This is a genomic window from Arcticibacterium sp. SM2516, from assembly GCF_057914865.1.
The window spans coordinates 1,927,164-1,948,402 of the sequence record NZ_CP195290.1 but is presented as its reverse complement, the minus strand read 5'-3'; the positions used below and the strand labels follow the sequence as shown (position 1 = coordinate 1,948,402).

At 38.5% G+C, this 21,239-nt stretch carries 16 protein-coding genes and 2 pseudogenes; 4 read left to right on the top strand and 14 right to left on the bottom strand.

All coding sequences use genetic code 11. The features are described from left to right. Positions 1-11 precede the first annotated feature (11 nt). Positions 12-2,042 (bottom strand): 2,4-dienoyl-CoA reductase FMN-binding domain-containing protein, encoded by a 2,031-nt coding sequence (locus ACSBFT_RS08105; RefSeq protein ID WP_489604212.1) that lies wholly within the window; start codon positions 2,040-2,042, stop codon positions 12-14. A gap of 84 nt (positions 2,043-2,126) precedes the next feature. On the opposite strand from ACSBFT_RS08105, the gene ACSBFT_RS08100 reads away from it, so the two are divergent. Beyond that, the gene (locus ACSBFT_RS08100) at positions 2,127-2,252 is read left to right on the top strand and encodes a hypothetical protein (RefSeq protein WP_489604211.1); all 126 of its coding nucleotides are present in this window, start codon (positions 2,127-2,129) and stop codon (positions 2,250-2,252) included. A gap of 91 nt (positions 2,253-2,343) precedes the next feature. Here the strand turns inward: ACSBFT_RS08100 and ACSBFT_RS08095 are convergent, their stop codons facing one another. From ACSBFT_RS08095 to ACSBFT_RS08080, 4 genes are read right to left on the bottom strand one after another with little or no spacing between them, the layout of a single operon-like run. Next, positions 2,344-3,237, bottom strand: a complete 894-nt coding sequence (locus ACSBFT_RS08095; protein ID WP_463045749.1) for a sugar phosphate isomerase/epimerase family protein — start codon at positions 3,235-3,237, stop codon at positions 2,344-2,346. A gap of 11 nt (positions 3,238-3,248) precedes the next feature. Further along, entirely contained in the window at positions 3,249-4,043 is a 795-nt protein-coding gene (locus tag ACSBFT_RS08090) for an SDR family NAD(P)-dependent oxidoreductase (protein WP_463045750.1), read from the bottom strand. A gap of 4 nt (positions 4,044-4,047) precedes the next feature. After that, entirely contained in the window at positions 4,048-5,073 is a 1,026-nt protein-coding gene (locus tag ACSBFT_RS08085; RefSeq protein ID WP_463045751.1) for a zinc-binding dehydrogenase, read from the bottom strand. 36 nt (positions 5,074-5,109) lie between these two features. Next, positions 5,110-5,802 (bottom strand): orotidine 5'-phosphate decarboxylase / HUMPS family protein, encoded by a 693-nt coding sequence (locus tag ACSBFT_RS08080; protein ID WP_463045752.1) that lies wholly within the window; start codon positions 5,800-5,802, stop codon positions 5,110-5,112. A gap of 329 nt (positions 5,803-6,131) precedes the next feature. Between ACSBFT_RS08080 and ACSBFT_RS08075 the strand changes: the two genes are divergently transcribed. Next, the gene (locus ACSBFT_RS08075) at positions 6,132-7,745 is read left to right on the top strand and encodes an FG-GAP repeat domain-containing protein (protein WP_489604210.1); all 1,614 of its coding nucleotides are present in this window, start codon (positions 6,132-6,134) and stop codon (positions 7,743-7,745) included. A 25-nt stretch (positions 7,746-7,770) separates the two neighbouring features. Here ACSBFT_RS08075 and ACSBFT_RS08070 read toward each other — a convergent pair whose 3' ends face one another. Further along, a complete protein-coding gene (locus ACSBFT_RS08070) occupies positions 7,771-8,841 on the bottom strand; it encodes a DUF6807 domain-containing protein (protein ID WP_489604209.1) in 1,071 nt (356 codons plus the stop codon). A 526-nt stretch (positions 8,842-9,367) separates the two neighbouring features. Here ACSBFT_RS08070 and ACSBFT_RS08065 point away from each other — a divergent pair. Beyond that, the gene (locus tag ACSBFT_RS08065; protein ID WP_489604208.1) at positions 9,368-10,243 is read left to right on the top strand and encodes a DUF2610 domain-containing protein; all 876 of its coding nucleotides are present in this window, start codon (positions 9,368-9,370) and stop codon (positions 10,241-10,243) included. 18 nt (positions 10,244-10,261) lie between these two features. Here the strand turns inward: ACSBFT_RS08065 and ACSBFT_RS08060 are convergent. Beyond that, positions 10,262-10,467 (bottom strand): annotated as a pseudogene (locus tag ACSBFT_RS08060) (DUF1456 family protein). Positions 10,468-10,591: 124 nt separating this feature from the next. On the opposite strand from ACSBFT_RS08060, the pseudogene tnpA reads away from it, so the two are divergent. Beyond that, a pseudogene (gene tnpA, locus ACSBFT_RS08055) lies at positions 10,592-11,027 on the top strand (IS200/IS605 family transposase). A 184-nt stretch (positions 11,028-11,211) separates the two neighbouring features. On the opposite strand, the gene ACSBFT_RS08050 reads toward tnpA, so the two are convergent. The 7 genes from ACSBFT_RS08050 to ACSBFT_RS08020 all read right to left on the bottom strand — a co-directional run bounded on the left by ACSBFT_RS08050 (position 11,212) and on the right by ACSBFT_RS08020 (position 21,213). Then, complete coding sequence (locus ACSBFT_RS08050) at positions 11,212-12,741, bottom strand: amidohydrolase family protein (protein WP_489604207.1); 1,530 nt, start codon at positions 12,739-12,741, stop codon at positions 11,212-11,214. Between the two features lie 149 nt (positions 12,742-12,890). After that, entirely contained in the window at positions 12,891-13,478 is a 588-nt protein-coding gene (locus ACSBFT_RS08045) for a 3-keto-disaccharide hydrolase (protein WP_489604206.1), read from the bottom strand. Between the two features lie 380 nt (positions 13,479-13,858). Then, positions 13,859-14,560 carry a glycosyltransferase family 2 protein gene (locus ACSBFT_RS08040; protein WP_489604205.1) on the bottom strand — a complete coding sequence of 234 codons (702 nt, stop codon included), beginning with the start codon at positions 14,558-14,560 and terminating at the stop codon, positions 13,859-13,861. A 43-nt stretch (positions 14,561-14,603) separates the two neighbouring features. Then, the gene (gene lnt, locus ACSBFT_RS08035) at positions 14,604-16,136 is read right to left on the bottom strand and encodes an apolipoprotein N-acyltransferase (protein WP_489604204.1); all 1,533 of its coding nucleotides are present in this window, start codon (positions 16,134-16,136) and stop codon (positions 14,604-14,606) included. Next, positions 16,123-16,743 (bottom strand): hypothetical protein, encoded by a 621-nt coding sequence (locus ACSBFT_RS08030; RefSeq protein WP_489604203.1) that lies wholly within the window; start codon positions 16,741-16,743, stop codon positions 16,123-16,125. Before ACSBFT_RS08030 ends, lnt begins: the two co-directional genes overlap by 14 nt. Positions 16,744-16,754: 11 nt before the next feature. Further along, on the bottom strand, positions 16,755-18,278 hold the full coding sequence (locus ACSBFT_RS08025; protein WP_489604202.1) for a hypothetical protein: 1,524 nt from the start codon (positions 18,276-18,278) through the stop codon (positions 16,755-16,757). Between the two features lie 145 nt (positions 18,279-18,423). Further along, positions 18,424-21,213 (bottom strand): response regulator, encoded by a 2,790-nt coding sequence (locus tag ACSBFT_RS08020; protein WP_489604201.1) that lies wholly within the window; start codon positions 21,211-21,213, stop codon positions 18,424-18,426. Between the last annotated feature and the right edge of the window lie 26 nt (positions 21,214-21,239).

Below are 21,239 nucleotides of genomic sequence, written 5' to 3'. Positions count from 1 at the left end.
CATAACAAGTCTTAAATCTTGGTAGCCAACTCGGCAGCTTCTTTGATGGCCAGTTTAGCGTCTAATTGTGCAGCAATATGTGCTCCACCTATCAAATGCACACTTTTATTAAGGGATTTTAGCTCGTCGAACATAGCTCTTAGCGGTTCTTGACCAGCACAAATCACCACGTTATCTACGGCTAATATCTGCTCTTTATCGTCTATTAAAATATGCAAGCCGGCGTCGTCTACCTTTAAGTATTGAGCTCCAGCTATCAAATTCACTTTTTTCAAGGCCAAACTAGACCTATGAATCCAACCGGTGGTTTTACCTAGGTCTTTACCGTGTTTTCCTGTAGAACGTTTCAATAAGAAAATCTCTCTAGGAGAGGGAAGTGGTTTGGCGGTTTCTGCCAAGGCCCCTGCATGAGTATAGTTCATATCTACGCCCCATTCTTGCATATAGTTAGCCACATTAAGGCTAATAGACTCGTGAGACATGTCGTGAGCCAGATACTCTGCCATGTCAAAACCTATACCACCTGCACCCAAAATAGCCACGCTTTTGCCTACAGCTTTTTTCCTATATAGTACGTCGGCATAATCCATAACTTTTGGATGATCAACACCATCTATATTTATTTTTCGAGGTGTTACACCTGTGGCTAAAATAATTTCATCAAAATTACCTTCACTTAATAAGGCTACGGTGGCTTTTGTGTTCAGATTAACGGAAACACCATGTTTTTTTAGCATCACCTCAAAGTATCTGATAGTCTGGGCATATTCTTCTTTTCCCGGAATTTCTTTAGCCATATTAAACTGACCACCTATTTGAGGCTCTGCCTCGAATAAATGGACTTCATGGCCACGCTGAGCGGCAGTGTTAGAAAACTCTAAACCTGCGGGTCCAGCACCTACCACGGCTATTTTCTTTTTCAGTGTGGTGGGCAAATGGTTAAGTTCTGTTTCATGACAAGCTCTTGGATTAACAATGCAGGAGCAAATTTGCATGGTAAAAGTATGGTCTAAACAGGCCTGATTACAGGCGATACAGGTGTTTATTTCCAGAGAACGGCCCTCTATGGCTTTCAGAACCAATTCTGGATCAGCCAAAAATGGGCGGGCCATGGATACCATATCCGCACAGCCATCTTCTAGTATTTTTTCTGCCACCTCTGGCATATTGATTCGGTTTGTGGCTATGAGGGGAATGTTTACTTCGCCCATCATTCTTTTCGTAACCCAGGCAAAACCACCTTTAGGAACGATGGTTCCGATGGTAGGTATGCGAGCCTCATGCCAGCCAATGCCCGTATTTATGATGGTGGCACCCGCCTTTTCTACTTCTTTGGCCAACTGAACCACCTCTTCCCAAGTGCTACCACCTTTTACCAAGTCTAGCATAGATAGGCGATAAATGATAATGAAATTTTCGCCTACCGCTGCCCTGGTTCTTTTAATGATTTCCAATGGAAACTGAATTCTGTTTTCGTATGAGCCACCCCATTTATCGGTTCTTCTGTTTACTTTACTGACTATAAATTGATTTATCAGATAGCCTTCCGAACCCATGATTTCCACGCCGTCGTAGTTAGCGTATTGAGCCATTTTGGCACAATTAACGTAATCTTCTATGGTTTTCTCTACTTCTTCTCCTGTTAAACCCCTTGCTGGGAAAGGAGAAATTGGTGCTTTGGTATCACTGGCAGATACATTATTTTCTGTATAACCGTAACGGCCTACATGAAGTATCTGCATGCATATTTTACCACCTTCTTCATGCACTGCGGCGGTAACTATTTTATGCTTTTCCGCCTTTTCTTGAGTATCTAGGGGTTCCCCAAAAGGCAAAGCCATGCCCTCTTTGCTAGGGGCTATGCCTCCTGTTACAATTAAACCAACCTGGCCTTTTGCTCTTTCTCTATAAAATGCCGCTAATTTTTCATGCCCATCTGGTATATCTTCCAGCATGGTGTGCATGGAGCCCATTAAGACTCTGTTTTTCAGTGTTGTAAAGCCTAAATCTAAGGGTTCTAGGAGTTTAGGGTACTTTGTCATTTGTTGATGTTTGTTATAAGAAGGCAAAATTTAGCAAGAAGATTTCACTCGGAGCGAATGAATCGTATGATTCTTTGATTTTTTATGAAGATTTTGGCTTCGAGAGCCGCAGCCAGCAATGAAGAGACTCAGGCGGCAAGTCCAGACCCCTCAGCCAACAATCGGGAGCCTCAGCGATCAAATGGAGTGTATCAGCGAGCAATGGAGTAGTGCCTCAGCTATTACTCGAATGAGTCCGTCAACTGAGCGAGATGCTCGGTTGACGGAATGGCAGTATCTAAAGGAGGTCTAAGTATGTCATTTAAACAAAATCAGGCCAATACGATTTTATTTTCTTACGCAAGAAGCTAACGCTTCTGGCCAATTGGTCCATGCCATCTACGCCGTCTTCGATGCTGATCCAACCATCAAAGCCTACACGTTTTAGTTCTGTAAAAATAGCATCGTAGTCATTGAGCCCTTTTCCTATTTCTCCATGTCTTAATCTTTTAGCGTAGCCCATAGCACCACCTTCTTCTTTTCTTAAATCTTCAATGGTACCTTCTATTAAGTAGCGGTCGCTAGCATGCATCGTTACCACACGGTCAGACACGCGATATAATAGCTCTAAAGGTTCTTCTCCAGCTAAAAAAGTATTACTTGGGTCATAATTGACCCCAAAGTTGGGATGCTTTATGCGGTCAACCAAGGCACAGAAAACGTCCATTTGTTGAGCAAATTCTGGATACTCCCAAAAGTCATCTTTATAGTGATTTTCCAAAATTAAGGTAATGCCATATTTCTCTGCCAATGGCAAACACGCCTCTATACATTCTGCTGCAAAGCCAATGCCCTCTTCCATGGAAAGTTCAGGTCTTCGCTGACCGGATAAAACACGGCAGTATTGACCACCCAATACATGGGTCATTTCTATCCAGCTTTTTTGTTTCGCTATTTCGTTCATCCGAAACGCTTTGTCTGGGTGTGTAAAGTCTGGCGAGCAGCAAAGCATGGGAATTACTTTACCATGGCTTTCCACTTGTGTTCTAAATTTTGGCCAATTGTTGGCATCCGCCATTTCTAGAAAACCTGCGTACCATTCTATGCCATCTATTTCTAGTTTGGCTGCTAACTCTATCCATTCAGATACCTTCATGGTACCATCTTTACAGAGTTCTTGCATATAGGCTTTTGGGAATACGGCTAGTTTAGGCATATTAATTATTTTTATTGATGAGAGCCCTCCCAGCTTTTAGGGAGATTGCGACCTACTAAAGGGAATTGTTCTAAATCTAATACTTGAGCACTGACCGGACCACATTCGTCTGAAATTAAAAATGTGGCGGCGGCGGCTATTTCTTCAGGAGAAAAAAGGCGTTTCGCAGGGGCAAAAATGGATGGTATATCTTTATACCAATCATCTTTCATGCCTTCGGCACTTTTCTTATTTTGTTCATTTTCTGTTAGCACCCAACCAGGGTTAATTTGATTAACACGGACCCCATTTTCTCTAAAAAGGCTGTCGCCCAAATTTCTAGTCATGGTCATCAAAGCACCTTTTGAAATACTGTAGGCCAATAAATCAGGCTCGCCGCCCCAAGCATTGATGGAGCCTATGTTTAAAACGCAGCCTTTTGTCTTTTCAAGATAGGGCAGTGCCTCTCTAATAATGGCCAATGGAGCTACGGTATTGGTTTTAAGAATTTCAATGAGGAATTCAGAATCGGTGTTTTGTATGGTGGAAGACACAATTTGAGCGGCATTATTCACAATACAATCCAACTTCCCAAATTTCTGAATGACGCGTTCAATCAGCCGTTTGGGAGCTTCTTTTTTTGTGATGTCTATCGTTAGCATCGTGACGTTTTTTGCTCCTAAAGTTTCCACTAGTTTAAGGCCGAGAGGTTCGTCTAAGCCATTCACTAAAACCTGAGCACCTTCTTTTACTGCTTTTTGGGCAATAGCCTTACCAATACCTGTGTAGCCACCAGTTATTAAAATTACTTTGTTTGCTAAACGCATAAATTTATTCTGGTTTTAAAACACTTTTGATAACGGCACCACTGTGCATTTTTTCAAAAGCTTCATGCCAATTAGAGGTAGTCCAAACGCCACCGATGATAGGTCTTACATCCAACTTTCCACTGGATAATAAAGCTAGAACCTTCTCCCAGATAGGCCAGTTATGACTGAAGCTACCTTGTAGTCTTACATTTTTTTGAACCAATTGGTCTATAGAAAAATTTAAAGGGGTTGGTCCCCAACCAACTTTGGTGATTTGCCCATTAGGGCGTATCCAATCCAGTGCAAGTTTGAGCGTGGCACTTGCTCCAGAGGCATCAATGACCACATCTGCTCCTAGTCCATCTGCCGAAAGTGCCCAAGGAAGAGCATCGCCCATGATGGTTTCAAAACCATATTGCTTGGCTATGGCCAACCTTTTAGCGTCGGAAGGTAAGCCTACGAGAGCTACGTCCGCACCACTTAAATGAGCCATTACCGCACATAGAATACCTATAGTACCAGGGCCGATAACGATTACACGGTCTCCAGGTCTTATGGTGGAGTTCATAATAACAGCATTATAAGCTACCGAACAAGGCTCCGTTAAACAAGCCTGTTCAAAAGGCAAATTGTCTGGAACCACGTGCAGACACCTGGCTGGAACCTTAACATATTTTGTCATGGCTCCATTTACGCCATAACCAAAACCTTTTCTGTCTGGGTCTAGATTATAAAGTCCTTGTCTGGAAAGGGGGCTAGCGGCATTGATGACGGCGGCTGTTTCACTCACCACACGTGCACCTTCTTGCCAGCCTTTGACATTTTTTCCTACTTCTATAATGTGTCCTCCGAATTCATGTCCCAATACCACGGGATAGTTAACATGCCAGCTATGGTCTGCCGTCCATTGATGTAAATCGCTACCGCAAACACCAACGTTTGCTACCTCTAGTAGTACGTCGTCTTCGCCAATGATAGGTTTAGGTACTTCTCTAATTTCAACACTTCCTTTTTTGGAAGAATAATTAACAACTGCAATAGCATTCATAGGATTCAATGGGCTTGTATTATATTTTAAAGTATTTTAAACGTTGCCGTAGGCATGTATTTTTTGGCATATGAGCCTTAAGGAGCTTTCTAAGTCTCCTTCGGCGGTTTTGAAGGAATCTGCATCAATGGTTAAGGGAGCACCCAAAACTACGAGCGGGGCACCATATTGTGGGCATAGAATGGCTTGTTCAAGTGAAAGACCACCAACGGCTTGAACTGGGACTTTAACGGCATTCACTACTTCTTTTAATTGGTCTAAAGGACTTGGCATTCTTAAACCATTGGCCGCAATACCTCTGCGTTCGTCATAACCAATGTGGTGAATCACAAAATCGCAGCCCAAATCTTCTAACCATTTGGCTCCTGCCACCATATCGGGGCAGCCAAGATTATCACCCATGACTTTTATGCCATAATCCTTTCCGGCCTGCACCACTACTTTAATGGTTTCTTCATGTGCTCTTGCCATCACCACCACATGAGTGGCTCCGGCCTTTGCCATCATTTCTGCTTCTAAATAGCCGCCGTCCATGGTTTTTAAGTCAGCCACGATAGGGACATTGGGAAAGGCTTCACGGAGTTTTCTTACACCGTGTAAACCTTCTGCTAAAATAAGGGGTGTACCAGCTTCTAGCCAATCTACACCGGCTCGCATGGCCATGGCAGCTGTTTCTAGGGCTTCGTCAATGTTTGTAAGATCTAAGGAGATTTGTACTATAGGTTTCATGGGCTAGGGCTGAATTTTTAATTGGGTTTGCTAAAATTAGTAATCTTTTCTAGAAATAATATCATTATTTGACGCAAAAACCTGCTGCTAGAAAACTTAGGTTTTCTGAATTTTAGCCTTTGAGATGATTCTCAACATCTTAGCATTTAAAGTTGAGATGTTTAATTTTTGTGAATACCTATTTGTTGGCAGACTGGGCTTACAAAATTCTGAAATTGGAGATGGTTCTCAACTCGCAACAGATATAGGAAATTCAGGTTCTTGTTGTGAATACCTTTCAATATTCTAACTTTAGAGCTTATTCTCAACAAACTCATTCAAATATTTTCATGTCAAAATTCATGAATAATCCGGCAGGAAATAAAATAGGTGGTAAAACAGGTTTTAAAAGGCACTTAGTCTTACTCATTGCATTTATGCCTTTGCTTTTTTCTTGCGTAAATGACGAAGAGGACACTTCAGCTGAAATAGCCACAACAGGTTTTTCTGGAAAGGAATTGGCAGAAATACACTGCAGCAGTTGCCATGCTTTTGTGCCTCCCAGCTTCTTGTCAAAAACTATTTGGATGGAAGATGTACTTCCTGCCATGGGGCATAGATTGGGCATTTACAATGGAACCAACCAGCCCGATAATATTTTTGGGCCACCGGAAAACAGAGCAATCATTGAAAAAGCACATATTTTTCCTGAAAAAGCTGTCCTTGCTAAAGAAGATTGGGCTAAAATTGTATCCTATTACACAGAAAATGCACCACATGCTGATGAGTCGCCGAGTCGCAATCATTCTATAAAAATGGGTCTAAAACATTTCAAGTATAAGGAAGCAAACTTTGCCAATCGCCCTGCGATTACTGTTCTGGTGAAAATATTACCTGAGCATCGAGGACTGGTTTTTGGCGACGGAAAAAACGGGAGAAACGTATTAACTTTTCTGGATACAAAATTAGAACACCAACGCACTATTTCCTTGGAACATACCCCTGTTCATTACCGAGAAAAATCGGGAACAGCATATTTGTCTACCATAGGCAGAAACTTTTATCCCAACGATTTGAGTCATGGTGCCGTACAGAAAATTGATTTCAATAAAAACGACCATAGAACTGCACTAATTTCCAACTTACAACGTCCCGTTTCCATGGAATACGGTGACCTGAATAGTGATGGTCTTGAGGATATTGTGGCCTGTGAATTTGGCGATTTAACAGGAAAACTTGTTTGGTATGAAAATAAAGGGAATGACAGGTATGAAGCCAGAATTTTAAATGCTAGACCAGGTGCTATAAAAGCAATCATTAAAGATTCCAATGGAGATGGCTTGAACGATATATTTGCACTGATGGCCCAAGGAGATGAAGGTATTTTCTATTATGAAAACCAAGGCAATGGCAAGTTCAAGGAAAAAAGGCTGCTGTCTTTTCTACCTCTAAATGGTTCCCAATACATGGAGCTGGCAGATTTTAACAATGATGGCTATGATGATATCATGTATGTATGTGGAGATAATGCCGACAAAACGCCAATTCTAAAGGCATATCATGGTGTATATATTTTTCTTAATGATGGGAAATTCAATTTTCGTCAAAGCTATTTCTATCATCAAAATGGTGCCTACAAAGCCATACCTAGAGATTATGACCAAGACGGCGATCTAGATATTGCATCAATTTCTTATTTCCCAGATTATCTTGATAATCCTCAGGAAAGCTTTGTGTATTTAGAAAACAAAGGAAATTTAACGTTTAAAGCCTTTTCATTTCCCGAAGCATCTAAAGGAAGATGGATGGTTATGGATGCCGAAGACATGGATGGCGATGGTGATATTGACATAGTACTGGGTTCAAATGTTCAGTTTCTTGCCCAAGGCGATACCACTGGACTCAGTAAAAAATGGCTGACCGAAAGTCCGTCAGTCATCGTATTAGAAAACACCTTGAAGTAAAATGTGCTGCTTGAGGAAAGTTGTCTTAATCATGAATGAAATTTTGGTATTCGCTCTCCAACTGTTCCCTACTATAATGACCATTCAATATTTCTATCCGATAGGTAAATGTAACTGAGGAATTCGGTTTGAGCGAAAAATTCATGGATGCCTCTTTACCGTCTGTAAATGCTTTTTGCCCAAACGGATTAGCAGAAAATAAACCGTAACTACGGGCGTGCCAATAGGTAGGATGCCCTACATTTTGTGGGCCATCCATAATGACAAGCGTAACATCTTCCTTATTTATGGTTCCAGAAAGTGCCATCCATTTGGCCCTTGTTCCCCAAACATCGGTTCCTTCCATTCCCTCGCTACTCATATAATTTCCGCTCACACCAGTATTGTCTACCACCCTTACCGTAGTTTTATGGCCATTTTCGTCACTTAAGTTAACTGGGCTATCACTTGGGTGTTCCAGTTCCCTAGCTGTTCTTATGGCAAACATGCCCTCTTTGGTGTCATTAAATGAAACTATCTCACTTTGAGCCTCTAAGGTGGTAATTCTATCAATAATCCTTTTGCCTTTCTCGGCATAGAAAACAAATTTGGTTTCTTCCTTCAATAGCACAGAACCATCTGGATTTAACCAATTGGCTCGCACTTCCATAGAAGCTTTTTTTTCTCCATTTTCTAAAGCGACTATTTTTTCATGCCTAATGGTACCTAGCTTTTCTTTTGGGGTTGTAATTTCATCGGAATTGCCCCAAAAATCAAGGCCGTTTACATCTCCAAAATTAAACCAAGCTCCAATATGATGTGGGTGATCAGTTCTTTCATTTGGGCGGGTATTCAGTGGGTATCCACGCGTAACAATCTGGCCGTTTGCGGCAATAATTGGATAAAGGACATTTTTTTTAAGCACCGAAATTTCATCTGAATATAAATAGGAGGTAAACAGATTTTTATCAATCAAAACATCTACCTTTTTCTCGGTTTCAATGTTAACCAATGTTATATGATTTTCTAAAGCTTCTGTATTCGGTACATTCTTTTTATTGACTTTACAACCACTCCCGATTACTAGGAGTATTAAAATTGAGAATATTAGCTTCATAGGGTTCATGATTTATAAGGGTTGGTTATATATAATGGCTTTAAAAAATGCTGGCTTTCCGGAGTGTCAATAAATCCTTTTCCTTTCCATTTTAATACTTACCATTCGACAGGCTGGGCTATTTTACTGGAACGAAATTAGAGATTATTTTCAGCTATGAATCAATATAAACTCATAGATTCTGATTGTGAATAGATACCAGTCCTCTTGGCGATTGATAAAACGGCAAACTAAGCTTCCTTCTGATAGTTTTTTGAACTAAATTGAAGAGGATTCTCAAATGAAGTGATTTCTAAGTCATCATAGAATTTTGTGCGTTCATTGATCCAACAGGCGTCCCTGTATGATAATAGGGTATTTATACCAAATCAAGTTTTTGGGTAGGAGCAGGCCTACATTGTTGTTGGCTTTCAAAATTCTAAATTAGAGATGATTCTCACCATGATTCCTTATATATTAACATGCCTATCTAATTAATATTCCGAGAGAATTGTATAATTTCATTCTGTATATTTTATTTAACCCTATGAAAAAACAATTCTTACTTTATATTTTAATGCTTTTATGCATTAACTCGATTGTGGCACAGGACAAACCACTTCAGATAATTATGATTGGTGCACACCCTGACGATTGTGACATTAAATCAGGAGGTACGGCTGCACTTTTTGTTGCTATGGGACATAAGGTTAAATTTTTATCAGTCACTAACGGAGATGCCGGTCATATGAGCGAAGGTGGTGGGATGCTTGCACAGAGAAGACTTCTCGAAACCAAAGAAGTTTCAAAAAGACTCGGGGTTACTTATGAAGTCTTGGATAATCATGATGGAGAATTACTTCCTACTTTAGCCATTCGTCTGGAAATTATCAAAAGAATCAGAGATTGGAATGCGGACGTAGTTATTGCACCAAGGTCAAATGATTATCATCCAGATCATCGCTATACAGGAATTTTAGTTCAGGATGCCGCCTTTATGGTTGGAGTACCCAATATTGCCCCCGACACCCCTCCCCTGAATAAAAACCCGGTATTTCTTTATTTTCAGGATAATTTCAAAAAGCCAAACCCTTTTCAAGCGGATATAGCCATTGACATTTCCAGTGTCATTGATAAAAAAGTTTATAGTTTGGATGCTCATCAATCTCAGTTCTATGAATGGCTGCCTTGGATTGGCCAATACGCTGATAAAGTACCCAAAGGTCAGGCAGAAAGACTGGAGTGGTTGAAAAAACTAAGAGGAAATGGCATATCTCCCTCCGTAAAAGCCAGTCTTGAAAAATGGTATGGAAAAAGCAAATCCGAGAAAGTAAGTTTTGCGGAATCCTTTGAAATATGCGAATATGGTAGCCAACCCAATGAAGAGGATATCAAAAGGCTATTCCCTATGTTAGGGAGATAAATCTTCAATAAGATTAATTTATTCCGGCTTCGGCCCCCTTTTATAAATAATCAAGCCATTTAGAAAATTTCGCAGAGCCCGGTCGCCGCATGGTTTAAATTTTTTATGATCCTTATTACGGAAGATGGCTCCTAATTCGCTCTGGTGATTGAGAAATCAACCAGTTTAAGTATTTCAACAATTTCCTGATAGTTAAGCTTAAGAGATACACGAAGCTTTTCCATAATGTCATTGTTGCTCCTATTATTTATCGCGAAACTTCAATTTTTATTGGTCTCAGAAATAGTTAAAACTATGCAATTTATTGCATTTCGCTTTCAGCTTCTAAAAATGTGCTATTATTGGTATATGGATTTTCAAAGATCAAACGGGCATAGTATTTCAAGACTTACAGTTCATAATAGTATGGTCGACTAAATATCGTCATGCCGTTCTAGGGGGAGATATCAAGTTACGGTGTCGCACTTTGTTAATACAAATTTGTGAGGCAGAGGGAGTTCAAATATTGAAGGGAGTAGTATCAAAAGATCATGTACACATGCATCTGGAATACCGCCCTTCTCAATCGATAAGTCAATGGGTTAAACTACTAAAGGGGCGTTCATCGAGGAAATTGCAAATGGAGTTCCCTGAATTGAAGAAGCGTTATTGGGGTCGCCATTTCTGGGCAATAGGCTTTGGCTGATGGAGTACGGTTAATATTACGGATGAAATGGTCAACGGATATTTGGAGCATCATATAAATCCAAATGAAAGTAATAATACTAATTTTATCGTCGAATAGGCAGACTTTCAGTCTGAACTAAAACTATGGACTTTGAGTCCATAGTGGTTTATTTGGAAAATAGCGTTTCCTTAGCTAGAAATATAGAAAAAATGACATTTGAGATAAGGTTCCTTTAAGTTAGGTGAACCCTTATTTGTTTCTATTTAGTCCTACTTCCACTATGATAATTTAAGACGAAGCTTTATTTAATCATAAATAAAAATATGTCCCAAATTAGTTTTGCAGACATGCTCCAGCTTTGGTTACGAGAATGTACTTTCTCCTTAATCTGATTTATGTTATCACTATCGATATATCGTCCATTAGAAATTATTCCATCTACAGCCTTTAGATTTGAAGCTTTATCGAGTGGATTTTTAGATAGGATTACCAGGTCAGCAGTTTTGTTTTCGTTTACAGTACCAAGTTTGTCTTGAACCTTAAAGTACTCTGCAGGATAAAGCGTAGCTGTTTTTAAAACGTCAAAGCCAGAAAGTCCTGCGGCCGAAAGTTCTTGAAGTTCGTCAATCAATGAGCTTCCTGGTAACTCAGGAACGTCGGCTCCTGCAAGAATCTTAACTTCTTTTTTGTTCGCTGTTTTAGTTATTTCTAGTCCTTTTGAGTAGAAATCTTTATAAACCAGCCGGCCTAGTGAACTGGTGTCTTCTTGTATAGTGGCATCTAAATCTTCAAATGATAAAAAACGTAAAATGGGGTTTATATTATCATATCTTGCCCTAAATGTTAAATCATCGGCAAAGGCATCAGACTTTCTAGTGAGGTGGGTGGGGCAGTAATACGTCTTATTGTTTTTCATTACTGCTAGATTTTTATGCAAGAGCAATGTATCATGCTCCACAAGCATTTTCTTTCTCAGTGCTGTATTATCATGTTGTTTTGGATTTGGATCATTTCTTAATTCATCAGAACCTTTAAAGCTATCCCAGAGTAAAAATCTTGCGTGCTCCAAACTCTTGATGCCTGCATTACTAGCTTCCATTGTACTAACTCTAACAGGTTTATGGCCTGCCACATCAATTCCAGCTAACTGTGCCTCTTTCATAAGAGCGAAAAATGCCTCACGAGGAATGTTATTATAGGTCTTAATTAAATCAATTTCATGTTTCTTAAAATAACGGATTAGCTCTTTAGCTTCTTTTTCATTAGAGCAGTTATAAAATTCTGGAAAGCCATCAAACATAGAACTCGGACCCTCAACGGCGAAACTGGGAAGGCTATGAACTTTAGGACCCAAGAGTTCATTAGCGTGAACCATCTTATTCCATTTCTTAATTTTTTCTGGTGTAGAGGCAAAAGAGTCTTTGCTGTCATAAGCACCTCGCATATCTCTTAAATGCATAACTCCATTTATTACATATTCTGGGTAGGCACTATTTGGAGATTGTTTAATCAAATGAGCGTGCATGTCCCAAAGTGCTGGAATGAGGTATTTATCCTTGCCATTTACAATGTGGAGGTTCTTTAAATCATGAGAAATAGCACTATCTGAAATGCTTTTTATGGTATTGTTAGAAATGAGTACGTGTTGGCTTTTTAGAAGTGAGTCATTTTCTACATCAATGATGTTAATGTTTTCTAACAGTAGGTTGTCATACGTTTTTGCTTCAAAATCTATAGAAGGAAATGGAAAAAAAACGAAGCTGAAGAATACGATCAGCAAAGAGAATAAACCTATCCCCATAAATTTTAAAAATCTGAGTAGTTTCAACATGGATTTCTATTTTTTGATTACTTAGTAAGTCGGATATACTAAGCGTAAAAGTGCACAAATTAATATAATTGAAAGTATAGTGAGGCTGGCGTTTAATGAGAAAAACCACCTCAAAAGGTGGTTTTTAAAAAGAATATTTTAAGTCAGTTTTAAATCTCAGTCAGCTTAATACTTCTATAGTTTATACCCATTTCGTTTTTTGGGTGTAGCTGAATGCCTACTGGGCCCTTAGCAGGAATATCCTCAGAGGTGTAGTTCATCACTTCTTTACCATTTAGCCATACCATATAGGTATTGCCAGTTACTTTTACTTTCATGGTGTTCCAATCGTCGGCTTTAAGGCCACTGATGTCGGCTTCTTTAGGGTAACCTTTTCCAGGGATATAGGGAGAGCCGGTAAGGTCTCTTTTCTTTGAGCCAGAGATACCAATCTGAATCTGGTCTTTATCAGACCTTAGGAAAATGCCAGAGTCTACAATACCAAAAGTGTTTTTGTATTCCACTTCTATCACAAAGTCGGTATATGATTTTTCTGTCCATAAAATACTGCCTTTACGGTCGTCTGAACTTTTTACTACCAGCAGGCCGTCTGATACGCTCCAGTTGTCATGGTTAGGATTGGGCACGACCCAGCCGTCAAGGTTTTTGCCATTAAAGATTTTTTTCAGCTTTTGAGCTGAACTTTCTGTCAGAGAAAATGTAAGCAGAATGCTTAATAGGATTGTTATTTTTTTCATTTCAATAAGTTTATGCGGTAAAGCTAGTAGAAAAATATTTTTATGGGCTATTGCCCATTGAGCTTTTTGGTTTTTTTCAGGAAAGATGATTTTTTAAAGAATAAAATGCACAAAAGGATTATGTATGTTGATATGTTTTTTGCTAAATTTATTCCGTTTTACAAATAAATTTGTTTTGGAAATGAAGAAAATACCTATGAAATACCGGTATATCATGCCGGATATCATGCTCCTCATGGCTGCTTTAGAGGTGTTTAAGAAGGTTTTTATGTAAATCTCAACTTTATAAAGCTTACTCTTGAAAAACGTTGATTTTATTAAAAACTATCTTAGTTGGATAGTTTAGATTACTGGTTTAAGACTTAAATTCTAGTGTTTTATTAGATTTTATCTCTTCCTAAGAAGTACTTTTTAAAATAGTATTTTAAAGGATTAGAATATTTTTCCATTTTCCATGGTCTACTAGAATGGGGAAGGTGAATTACAGAAAGGTCATTTGAAAGGTAATTAAGGAAGCCCAGTTTACGAGACATTTTGGAGATGCTTACATCAAACCAATCTTTCTCGGGGTTTAAGGTGTGGAAGTCGTATGCTTTTAGAAATCTATGGCACAATACGGTGCAGCAGAAACTTAAGCTTCTTTTGGTGATAAATAAATCGCCATTTGATTTGCTGATGTTTTTATACGGAAAGTTTATGGTGCCATCTATATCTGTAGTTACAGAGCCTATCATTCCCACATTGTCTAGTTCGTCGGCTAATTTGTTTAGCTCCGCAATGGTCTCTTTTTTTACCAGTACATCGGACTCTATAATGAGCAAATGCGTGTTTTGTTCTAAGGCCATTTTCTGAGCCATTCTCAAAACCGTGATGTAATTCGGCGAAGGTGTATCTACTATTTCCGCCAGATTGATATGCTTGTAATTGAATTCATTCTGGTTTTTCTCCAAGAAGTCCGTTGTTTCAGAACTACTGAAATCATTGAAAACAAAGTATTGGAAACGGCCTTTGGCCTGAGCAATATTAGCAATAGTTTGTTTGGAAGTACCTAAAGAATCTTTAACAGGAGTAATAACAATCATAAAAGGGTATTAGCTGTAGCAAAGATAGGGGATTAAAAGGATGCTATTCCCTTTTTTGGAAGCGGAATAATCCTAAAAGTAAAAGTATTCCTAATCCACAAAACTTTGGAAACCACTCTGGATGCTTACTGAAAAAACTTTTCTTAGAAACCATTTCTACCTCTTGCGTACCAAAAGTAGCGGTGTACCATGGGAGTTTACCATAAATTCTACCAAACGGGTCTATAAAACAAGAAATGCCGCCATTAGAGCTTCTGACAATACTTCGGCGGTTTTCAATGGCTCTTATTCTTGTAAAACTTTGTAATTGAAATGAGCCTGGTGTTTTGCCAAACCATGCGTCATTATTCATGAGGGCTATAAACTGAGCTCCGTTATCTACCAGACTAGCTATTTTCTCAGGGAATAATTGCTCCCAACAAATAGAAAGTGCCACTTGGAATTGGTCTCCGTCAAAATTTCCATATTTAAAAGTATAAGGTTTGTTTCCTTTAAGCATTGCCTGGCCTCGTGATGTAGGCAGATCATTAAAGTAAGGTGTAATTTCCGCAAATGGCAGTCCATGTTCCTTTTGATACACTTTTACGTCTTCTGCCTGAATATTTAAAGTATCCCAATTTGTGGCGAGTTGTGGTGTAAAAACTAGAGCATTGTTCTGATAAAAATGTTGGTTATTGCTGTTAGGATGTTCTACAAAACCTATGGCCACTGAAGTTTGCCAATTGGCTATAGCCTCTTTTGTAAAATTTAATATGTTCTTGTCCTGCAAAAGGGCGTACGGAATGGTAGCCTCGGGCAAAACCAGCAGGTCGGGTCCATCTCTACGAACGGCAGAATCAGAGAGGCTAAAGATTTCGTCTAACAGCATTTGACCATTTTTTTTGCCAGGTGTAGCGTAGCTGTCCTGATTGGTCTGTATAATGGTGACTTTACTTTTAAGATTACCCAAACCCGTGATACCTTTAGGGTTTATTTCCATTGACCAAAAGGAATATATAAGAGGAACGGCTAAGGCCAAACCCGGTTTCAAATAGGCAATTTTAGTCTTTTTATCAATGGCCATGGCTAAAAGAACGTTCAGTAGAATGAGCCAAAAACTGATGCCGTACATACCGAAGATATCTACAAACTGAATAAGCCAGATATTATTAGACTGAGAATAGGGTAGTAGATAAACTTGCATGCTGTGGGGTATAAGATGCAAACCCCAATCGTTTATGGTCCAAAGGAAAGGGAGAGAAAAAGCAGCTATTTGCCATGTATATCTCTTTTTGATGAGATAGAATGCAATAAATGGGATTAAATAAAATGGGGCTATATCCAAAACCCCCATGATCATATAATGAATTTTATAATAGCCTACCCACCAAACATCTAAAAATAAGTAAATGAGGATTAACAGAAAGGATTCTAGCATGAATTTGCCAAAAGTCTTTTCCTTTCGGACATCAAGGAGAAAAGGCACAAAAGCAAACCATGTTAAAATTCCATTAGGAAGACCTTCAATAATTGGAAAGGAAAGTCCTAATAGAATTCCAGAAATAAGCCAAGCTGGGATTTTTCTAATAATGGACATCTTCAATTTTCTTTTTCAAACCCTCAATCTCCCTCTGCTGTTGTATGGTATACAGCGTCAGTTCTTCTACTTTTTCTAACAGTTTAGAAACCATCTCGTGCATAGAAACGCCTTCTTTTACCACTTCTTTAGCAGAAGGGATATTTGGCAAATGCTCATTGACTTTAATGAAATCTGAAACTTCCTTTAATGACATTAAAGGATAGTCTTTTTCAAAAACTTTATCAGACCAGAGGCCTTCATTCGCATATTTAATTTTGAACTCATTTAAGACAAATTGACCTTCATTGTCCAATTCCAAGAAATTACGGTCATTAATCTTCATAGAAGGAGCATTATAGGCCACTCGCATATTGAATACCCCTTTTACATCTAGACGATATTGTGGATTCGACATGCCGATTCCTACTTTTACTAATGTGGTGTCGCCTAAGACTAAACCATCATTGACAGAAACACGGGCATTATAGCCCAAAGCGGAAGCTCTTTGCAAATTGTCGGCATTTTGACCAGCACCACCAGCGAAAACGCCAAAGTAGGAGACCGACTGAGCAAAGGCAGTTGAGGTAGATATAATCAGCGTTAAAATGAGGCTTAATTTTTTCATATTGATTGCTTTTAGATTTCGTTAAGGTTCCATCCAAATTTTACATTGGCTGTACCATTATTTAGTTCTTTCACTTCAAAGTAAGTAGGTGTTTTTTTAGAAATATAGAGACCATTGCAATTGCCCTCTGGCTGTAGGTTTATTAAGAATTCGTCCGCACTCAAGTTTCCAAGTTCTCCAATTTCGACTTTTGCATAACCATTTATTAATGCCCCAAGTCCTCTTTTGGCTAGTTTGGTTATCTCTTGTGAGTTCGTGGCAGCTTTTCTGGCTGAAGGTGTAGGCGTAGTATTGTCAAGCCTTGTCCAGTCATACCCATCGTAGTAATAGAATCCAGGGTCATTGTCAATTTGGTAAATCAAAAGCCCTTCATTTGGATCAAGAGGGCGGTTATATTCTTCCAATCTTGGAATCATGATCCCTTTATCATCGCTTTCTATATCCAGAATAGCGTCTGGGTCAGCAGTCTTGGTAAGTACGTCTATATATACACCGGTATTACTTATCAAAACGCCATCTCCATCATTATTAATTTGCACCGTTTCCACGGGACTTAATATACCTGTAGGAGCTATCACCCTAAATTCAATTTCACTTAGGGTTACATTTCCTGCTTTTCCAGAAACATTTGCGGAGATGTAATGTCCACTTTTAGTAACAAATGCGACTGATTTATAACTTTTATTAAAAGTGTAGGAACTTGAGATATCCGGTCTTGAATATAAATCTGTTATAAAACTTATTCTTAAACACTCGAAAGTGCCATAGGGCGTTTCTATAGTGCCAAAAGCATCAACTGTTTTTGTTCTGTTGTAGTAGCGTAATCCAATGAAAGGCTGAGAAACCTCATCTTCTATGTACGAATAAGTGTCTCCCAGAGCTAGCGGTATATCTGTAAATTTATAATCTACGGCATCAAAGGCGTCTTCGCCACCATCCAAATAGTAGTAATAACTATTGCCTAAAAAATTAAGGGCATCATCCCCAATGAAATAATGTTCAAATAAGTCAATCTCATTATTAGCAACATCTAGATAGGTGGACTTTACAACCTTATTAGCCCCCGGAAATTGGAGGTCAAGTGGAACTTCTTCTGTAGGAATAAAATCTTCATTATAGTATGATTGGAAAATATCTAGAATATTATTGGGAAGGATCCAGTTTTGAGCGTTTGAGGCATCTTCAATCCCAATATCCATACTTATATTGATGTCGTTGTCAAGAAAGGTCAGCCATGAGTTTCTTGGGGCGGAAATCCGAGCAATGTCGTCTTTTTCCAGCATCATAGGCAGGCCTAAAGTAGAAACTGATTTGGAGATGTTGGACACCGCACTTTTGGTCAAGACCAATGCCGCTTTGTTTTTTAAGTTTAAGAATTCTGTATTATTACTCTGAAGCTTTCCATTTATAAATGTCCCTAAGGATTTTGGGGCATTAGAGTCAGGACTAACTCCAGCAACGGGGACAGCCAATACAAAAAAAGGCAGCAGTGACATTAGAATTATTATCCCATGCTTTTTTAAATTAATTTTCATGTTTAAAGTATTTAGAGCGTTTAGTTTTCCCATCATGAATGCATGATGCCTCCATACATTTGTACTAGGCAAAATTGAGAAAGACTTAAGCTTCGCTCATATCAATATCCTATCAATTGATATAAGAATCCGTGCATGGAGCGGCTTAGAATTGCTTTTTGTATTCACCTGGCGGCATACCAAAGCGTTTTTTGAAAGTAGAAACAAAATAAGCAGTGCTTCCAAAGCCAGTTTGAAAAGCAATTTCAGAAACGTTACCAGTTTTTTTTTGGAGTAATTCTGCGGCTCTTTCTAATCTCACAGATTGGATGAATTCATTGGTAGATTGGCTTATTAATGACCTGAGCTTTCTGTTTAAATGTGGACTACTTATGCCAATTTCTTCTGCCAAAATTGCCACTGAAAAGTCTTCATTCGGAATGTTTTCTTCAACAATGGCCATTAGCTTTTCTATGAATTCCTGGTCAACAGAATTGACGGAAACTTCGGTAGGTTTTATTTGAACTGTTCCAGCAAAACGGGTACGTAGTTCTTTTCTTAACTTAATGAGGTTGTCAATCCGTACTTCAAGTTCGTCTTGTGAAAATGGCTTAGTAAGATAGGCGTCTGCACCCATGTCTAAACCTTCCATTTTTTCAGTTTGGTTTGCCTTGGCAGTCAACAAAATGATGGGAATATGGCTTGTTTTTATGTCATTTTTCAAAATGGACGTTACCTCATAGCCATTTTTACCAGGCATCATTACGTCAGAAATGATTAAATCTGGTTGAATCTTCTTTGCTATTTTAATGCCCTCTGTTCCATTTTCTGCTTCTGCCACTTTGTATTTTTTCAACAATTGTGACTTAATAAAAGAACGGACTTCCAGATTATCTTCAATCAATAGTAGGCTATATTCCTGTGCAATATGCTCTTCAGCACTTTCAATGATAAATTCTGTAAGATGTTCTGTATTGATTTCATGTAAATCTGTTTCTTTTTCAAAACCTGCGGTAATAAGAGGCAATTTTACTTCAAAAGTGCTTCCTTTTCCTACTTTTGATTTTACTGAAATTTGTCCTTTATGAAGCAAAACCAGTTCTTTTACCAAAGCCAAACCAATTCCAAAATTTGTGTTTTCCTGACTTGAAATATCTTTTTGGTAAAACCTGTCAAAAATATTGCCTATATCTTCCGTTGCTATTCCGTTTCCTGTATCTATAACATTGAAAAAAACATGTTGCTTTTGTTTTGAAATTTGGAAAATAATAAGCCCTTGTTTATCGGAGTATTTTATGGCATTGAAAATGAGGTTAACGAAAATGGTTTCCATTTTTTGCATATCCACAGCCATCTCCAAAACATCCTCGCTAGTCTCAAAATTTAAAGTGATGCCTTTTTTTAAAGCCAGTGACTCGAAGGAATAAAACATACTTTTCAGGGCAGGGACAACATTGACTAATTTCCTGTCTAATTTCATTTTATTAGCATCCAACTTCGAAAGATCCAATATCTGATTGATCATGCTCAATAATCTATCTGAATTGGATTGTGCTAATTCCACTAGATTTATATCCGCCTTGGATTCCATTTTTTTACGCAACTGTTCCAGTGGCCCTTTTATCAACATTAGCGGTGTGCGAAACTCATGGGAAATATTGGTGAAAAAATTGCTTTTCAAAGCATCCAAATCTTCAAAGTGCTGCTTATCCTTTTTTAATTGACGTGTTCTAAACCCTAAGCCCAATGCGAAAATGACCATTTCGAGTACTGTACCCAATTGCAGAAAGCTGAAAGAACCCATAAAAGAAGGAGTTCCATAAATAGAATCAGGATGAAACAATTCGTAGACATAATTTGGCAATATGCAAAGCAACAAAATACCTATGCCGGCCAAAAGGAACTTATCATGGACTTCTTTGCTTTTTAAAACCATGATTACTTGAACTACATAAAGAAGTCCTAAAAGAACCATAAACGAAGAAAACGGAATGTTAGGCATAAACTGCCTACCCGTTTGAATGAAATTTATTCCAGATAAGAGTGTTGTAAAAAGAATCCAGAAAATAAGAAAAACTAAGATTTTGTCGAGTCTCGGGAAGCGTTTTTTGGTTTGTAGAAAAGACCTTGAAAACTGTGTGTAAAGTGCTGGGCTTAAAACACCAGCAAATACGTAAACCCAAGGCTGTATAAAAGTATTGTTTTGATAGAAAAGCTGGTACATAAAAAGGCAGTACTTGTCCATAACAGTGGCTGCAAAAATCACAGAAAAACCATATAGGGAGTAATACAAATAAGCTTCGTCTCTTAGTATAAAAAAGTAAAGCAGATTGAATAAGGACAGTACAGCAATCATGGCCATAAAAGCAGCGGTTACCCAATTGTCTTTACTTTCCTTAACCTGTAGATTTGCAGACTCCAATATAGAAAGAAGCCTCAGATCGATTTTTAGGAAAGGTCTATATACCTTGGTGAACTTTATATAATACTCCCTAGTTTCATGTGGTTCTAAACTTATGGCAACTTGATCTGGTCGATTTAGTAAAACTAGTTTGTCTTTTTTTATCACACTTCCCAGCGAATCTAGCGGGTACATCATACCAGCCAACTGAATTTTCCAAGAATCCTTTGATGCTATTGGTCTGCTGTAAACTTCAACTTTTTCACACCATTCTTCGAAAAGCTTGAGTTTACATATCGTTTTTGAATCGCTGGAGTTTTCTAATTTAAACTTTACCCAAACTGTCTTAAATGGTTCGCTCACAACGTTTTTGGCAAACGTTTCAAAATGTTCCTTTTGGATTTTCTCGAAGCTAAGATTGCTGCCTTTCTCGTAAAAGTATAATGATGAGGGATTTAAGTCACTTGATTGAAAGCCTTGCTCAGGCAAAACAAACGTTTCTTGAGCACTGAGTTGGTGTAAGGTTAAAAGAGCTAGAAGTACTTTTTTAATCATTCTGGCGGCTATCTCGTTTCCTAAAA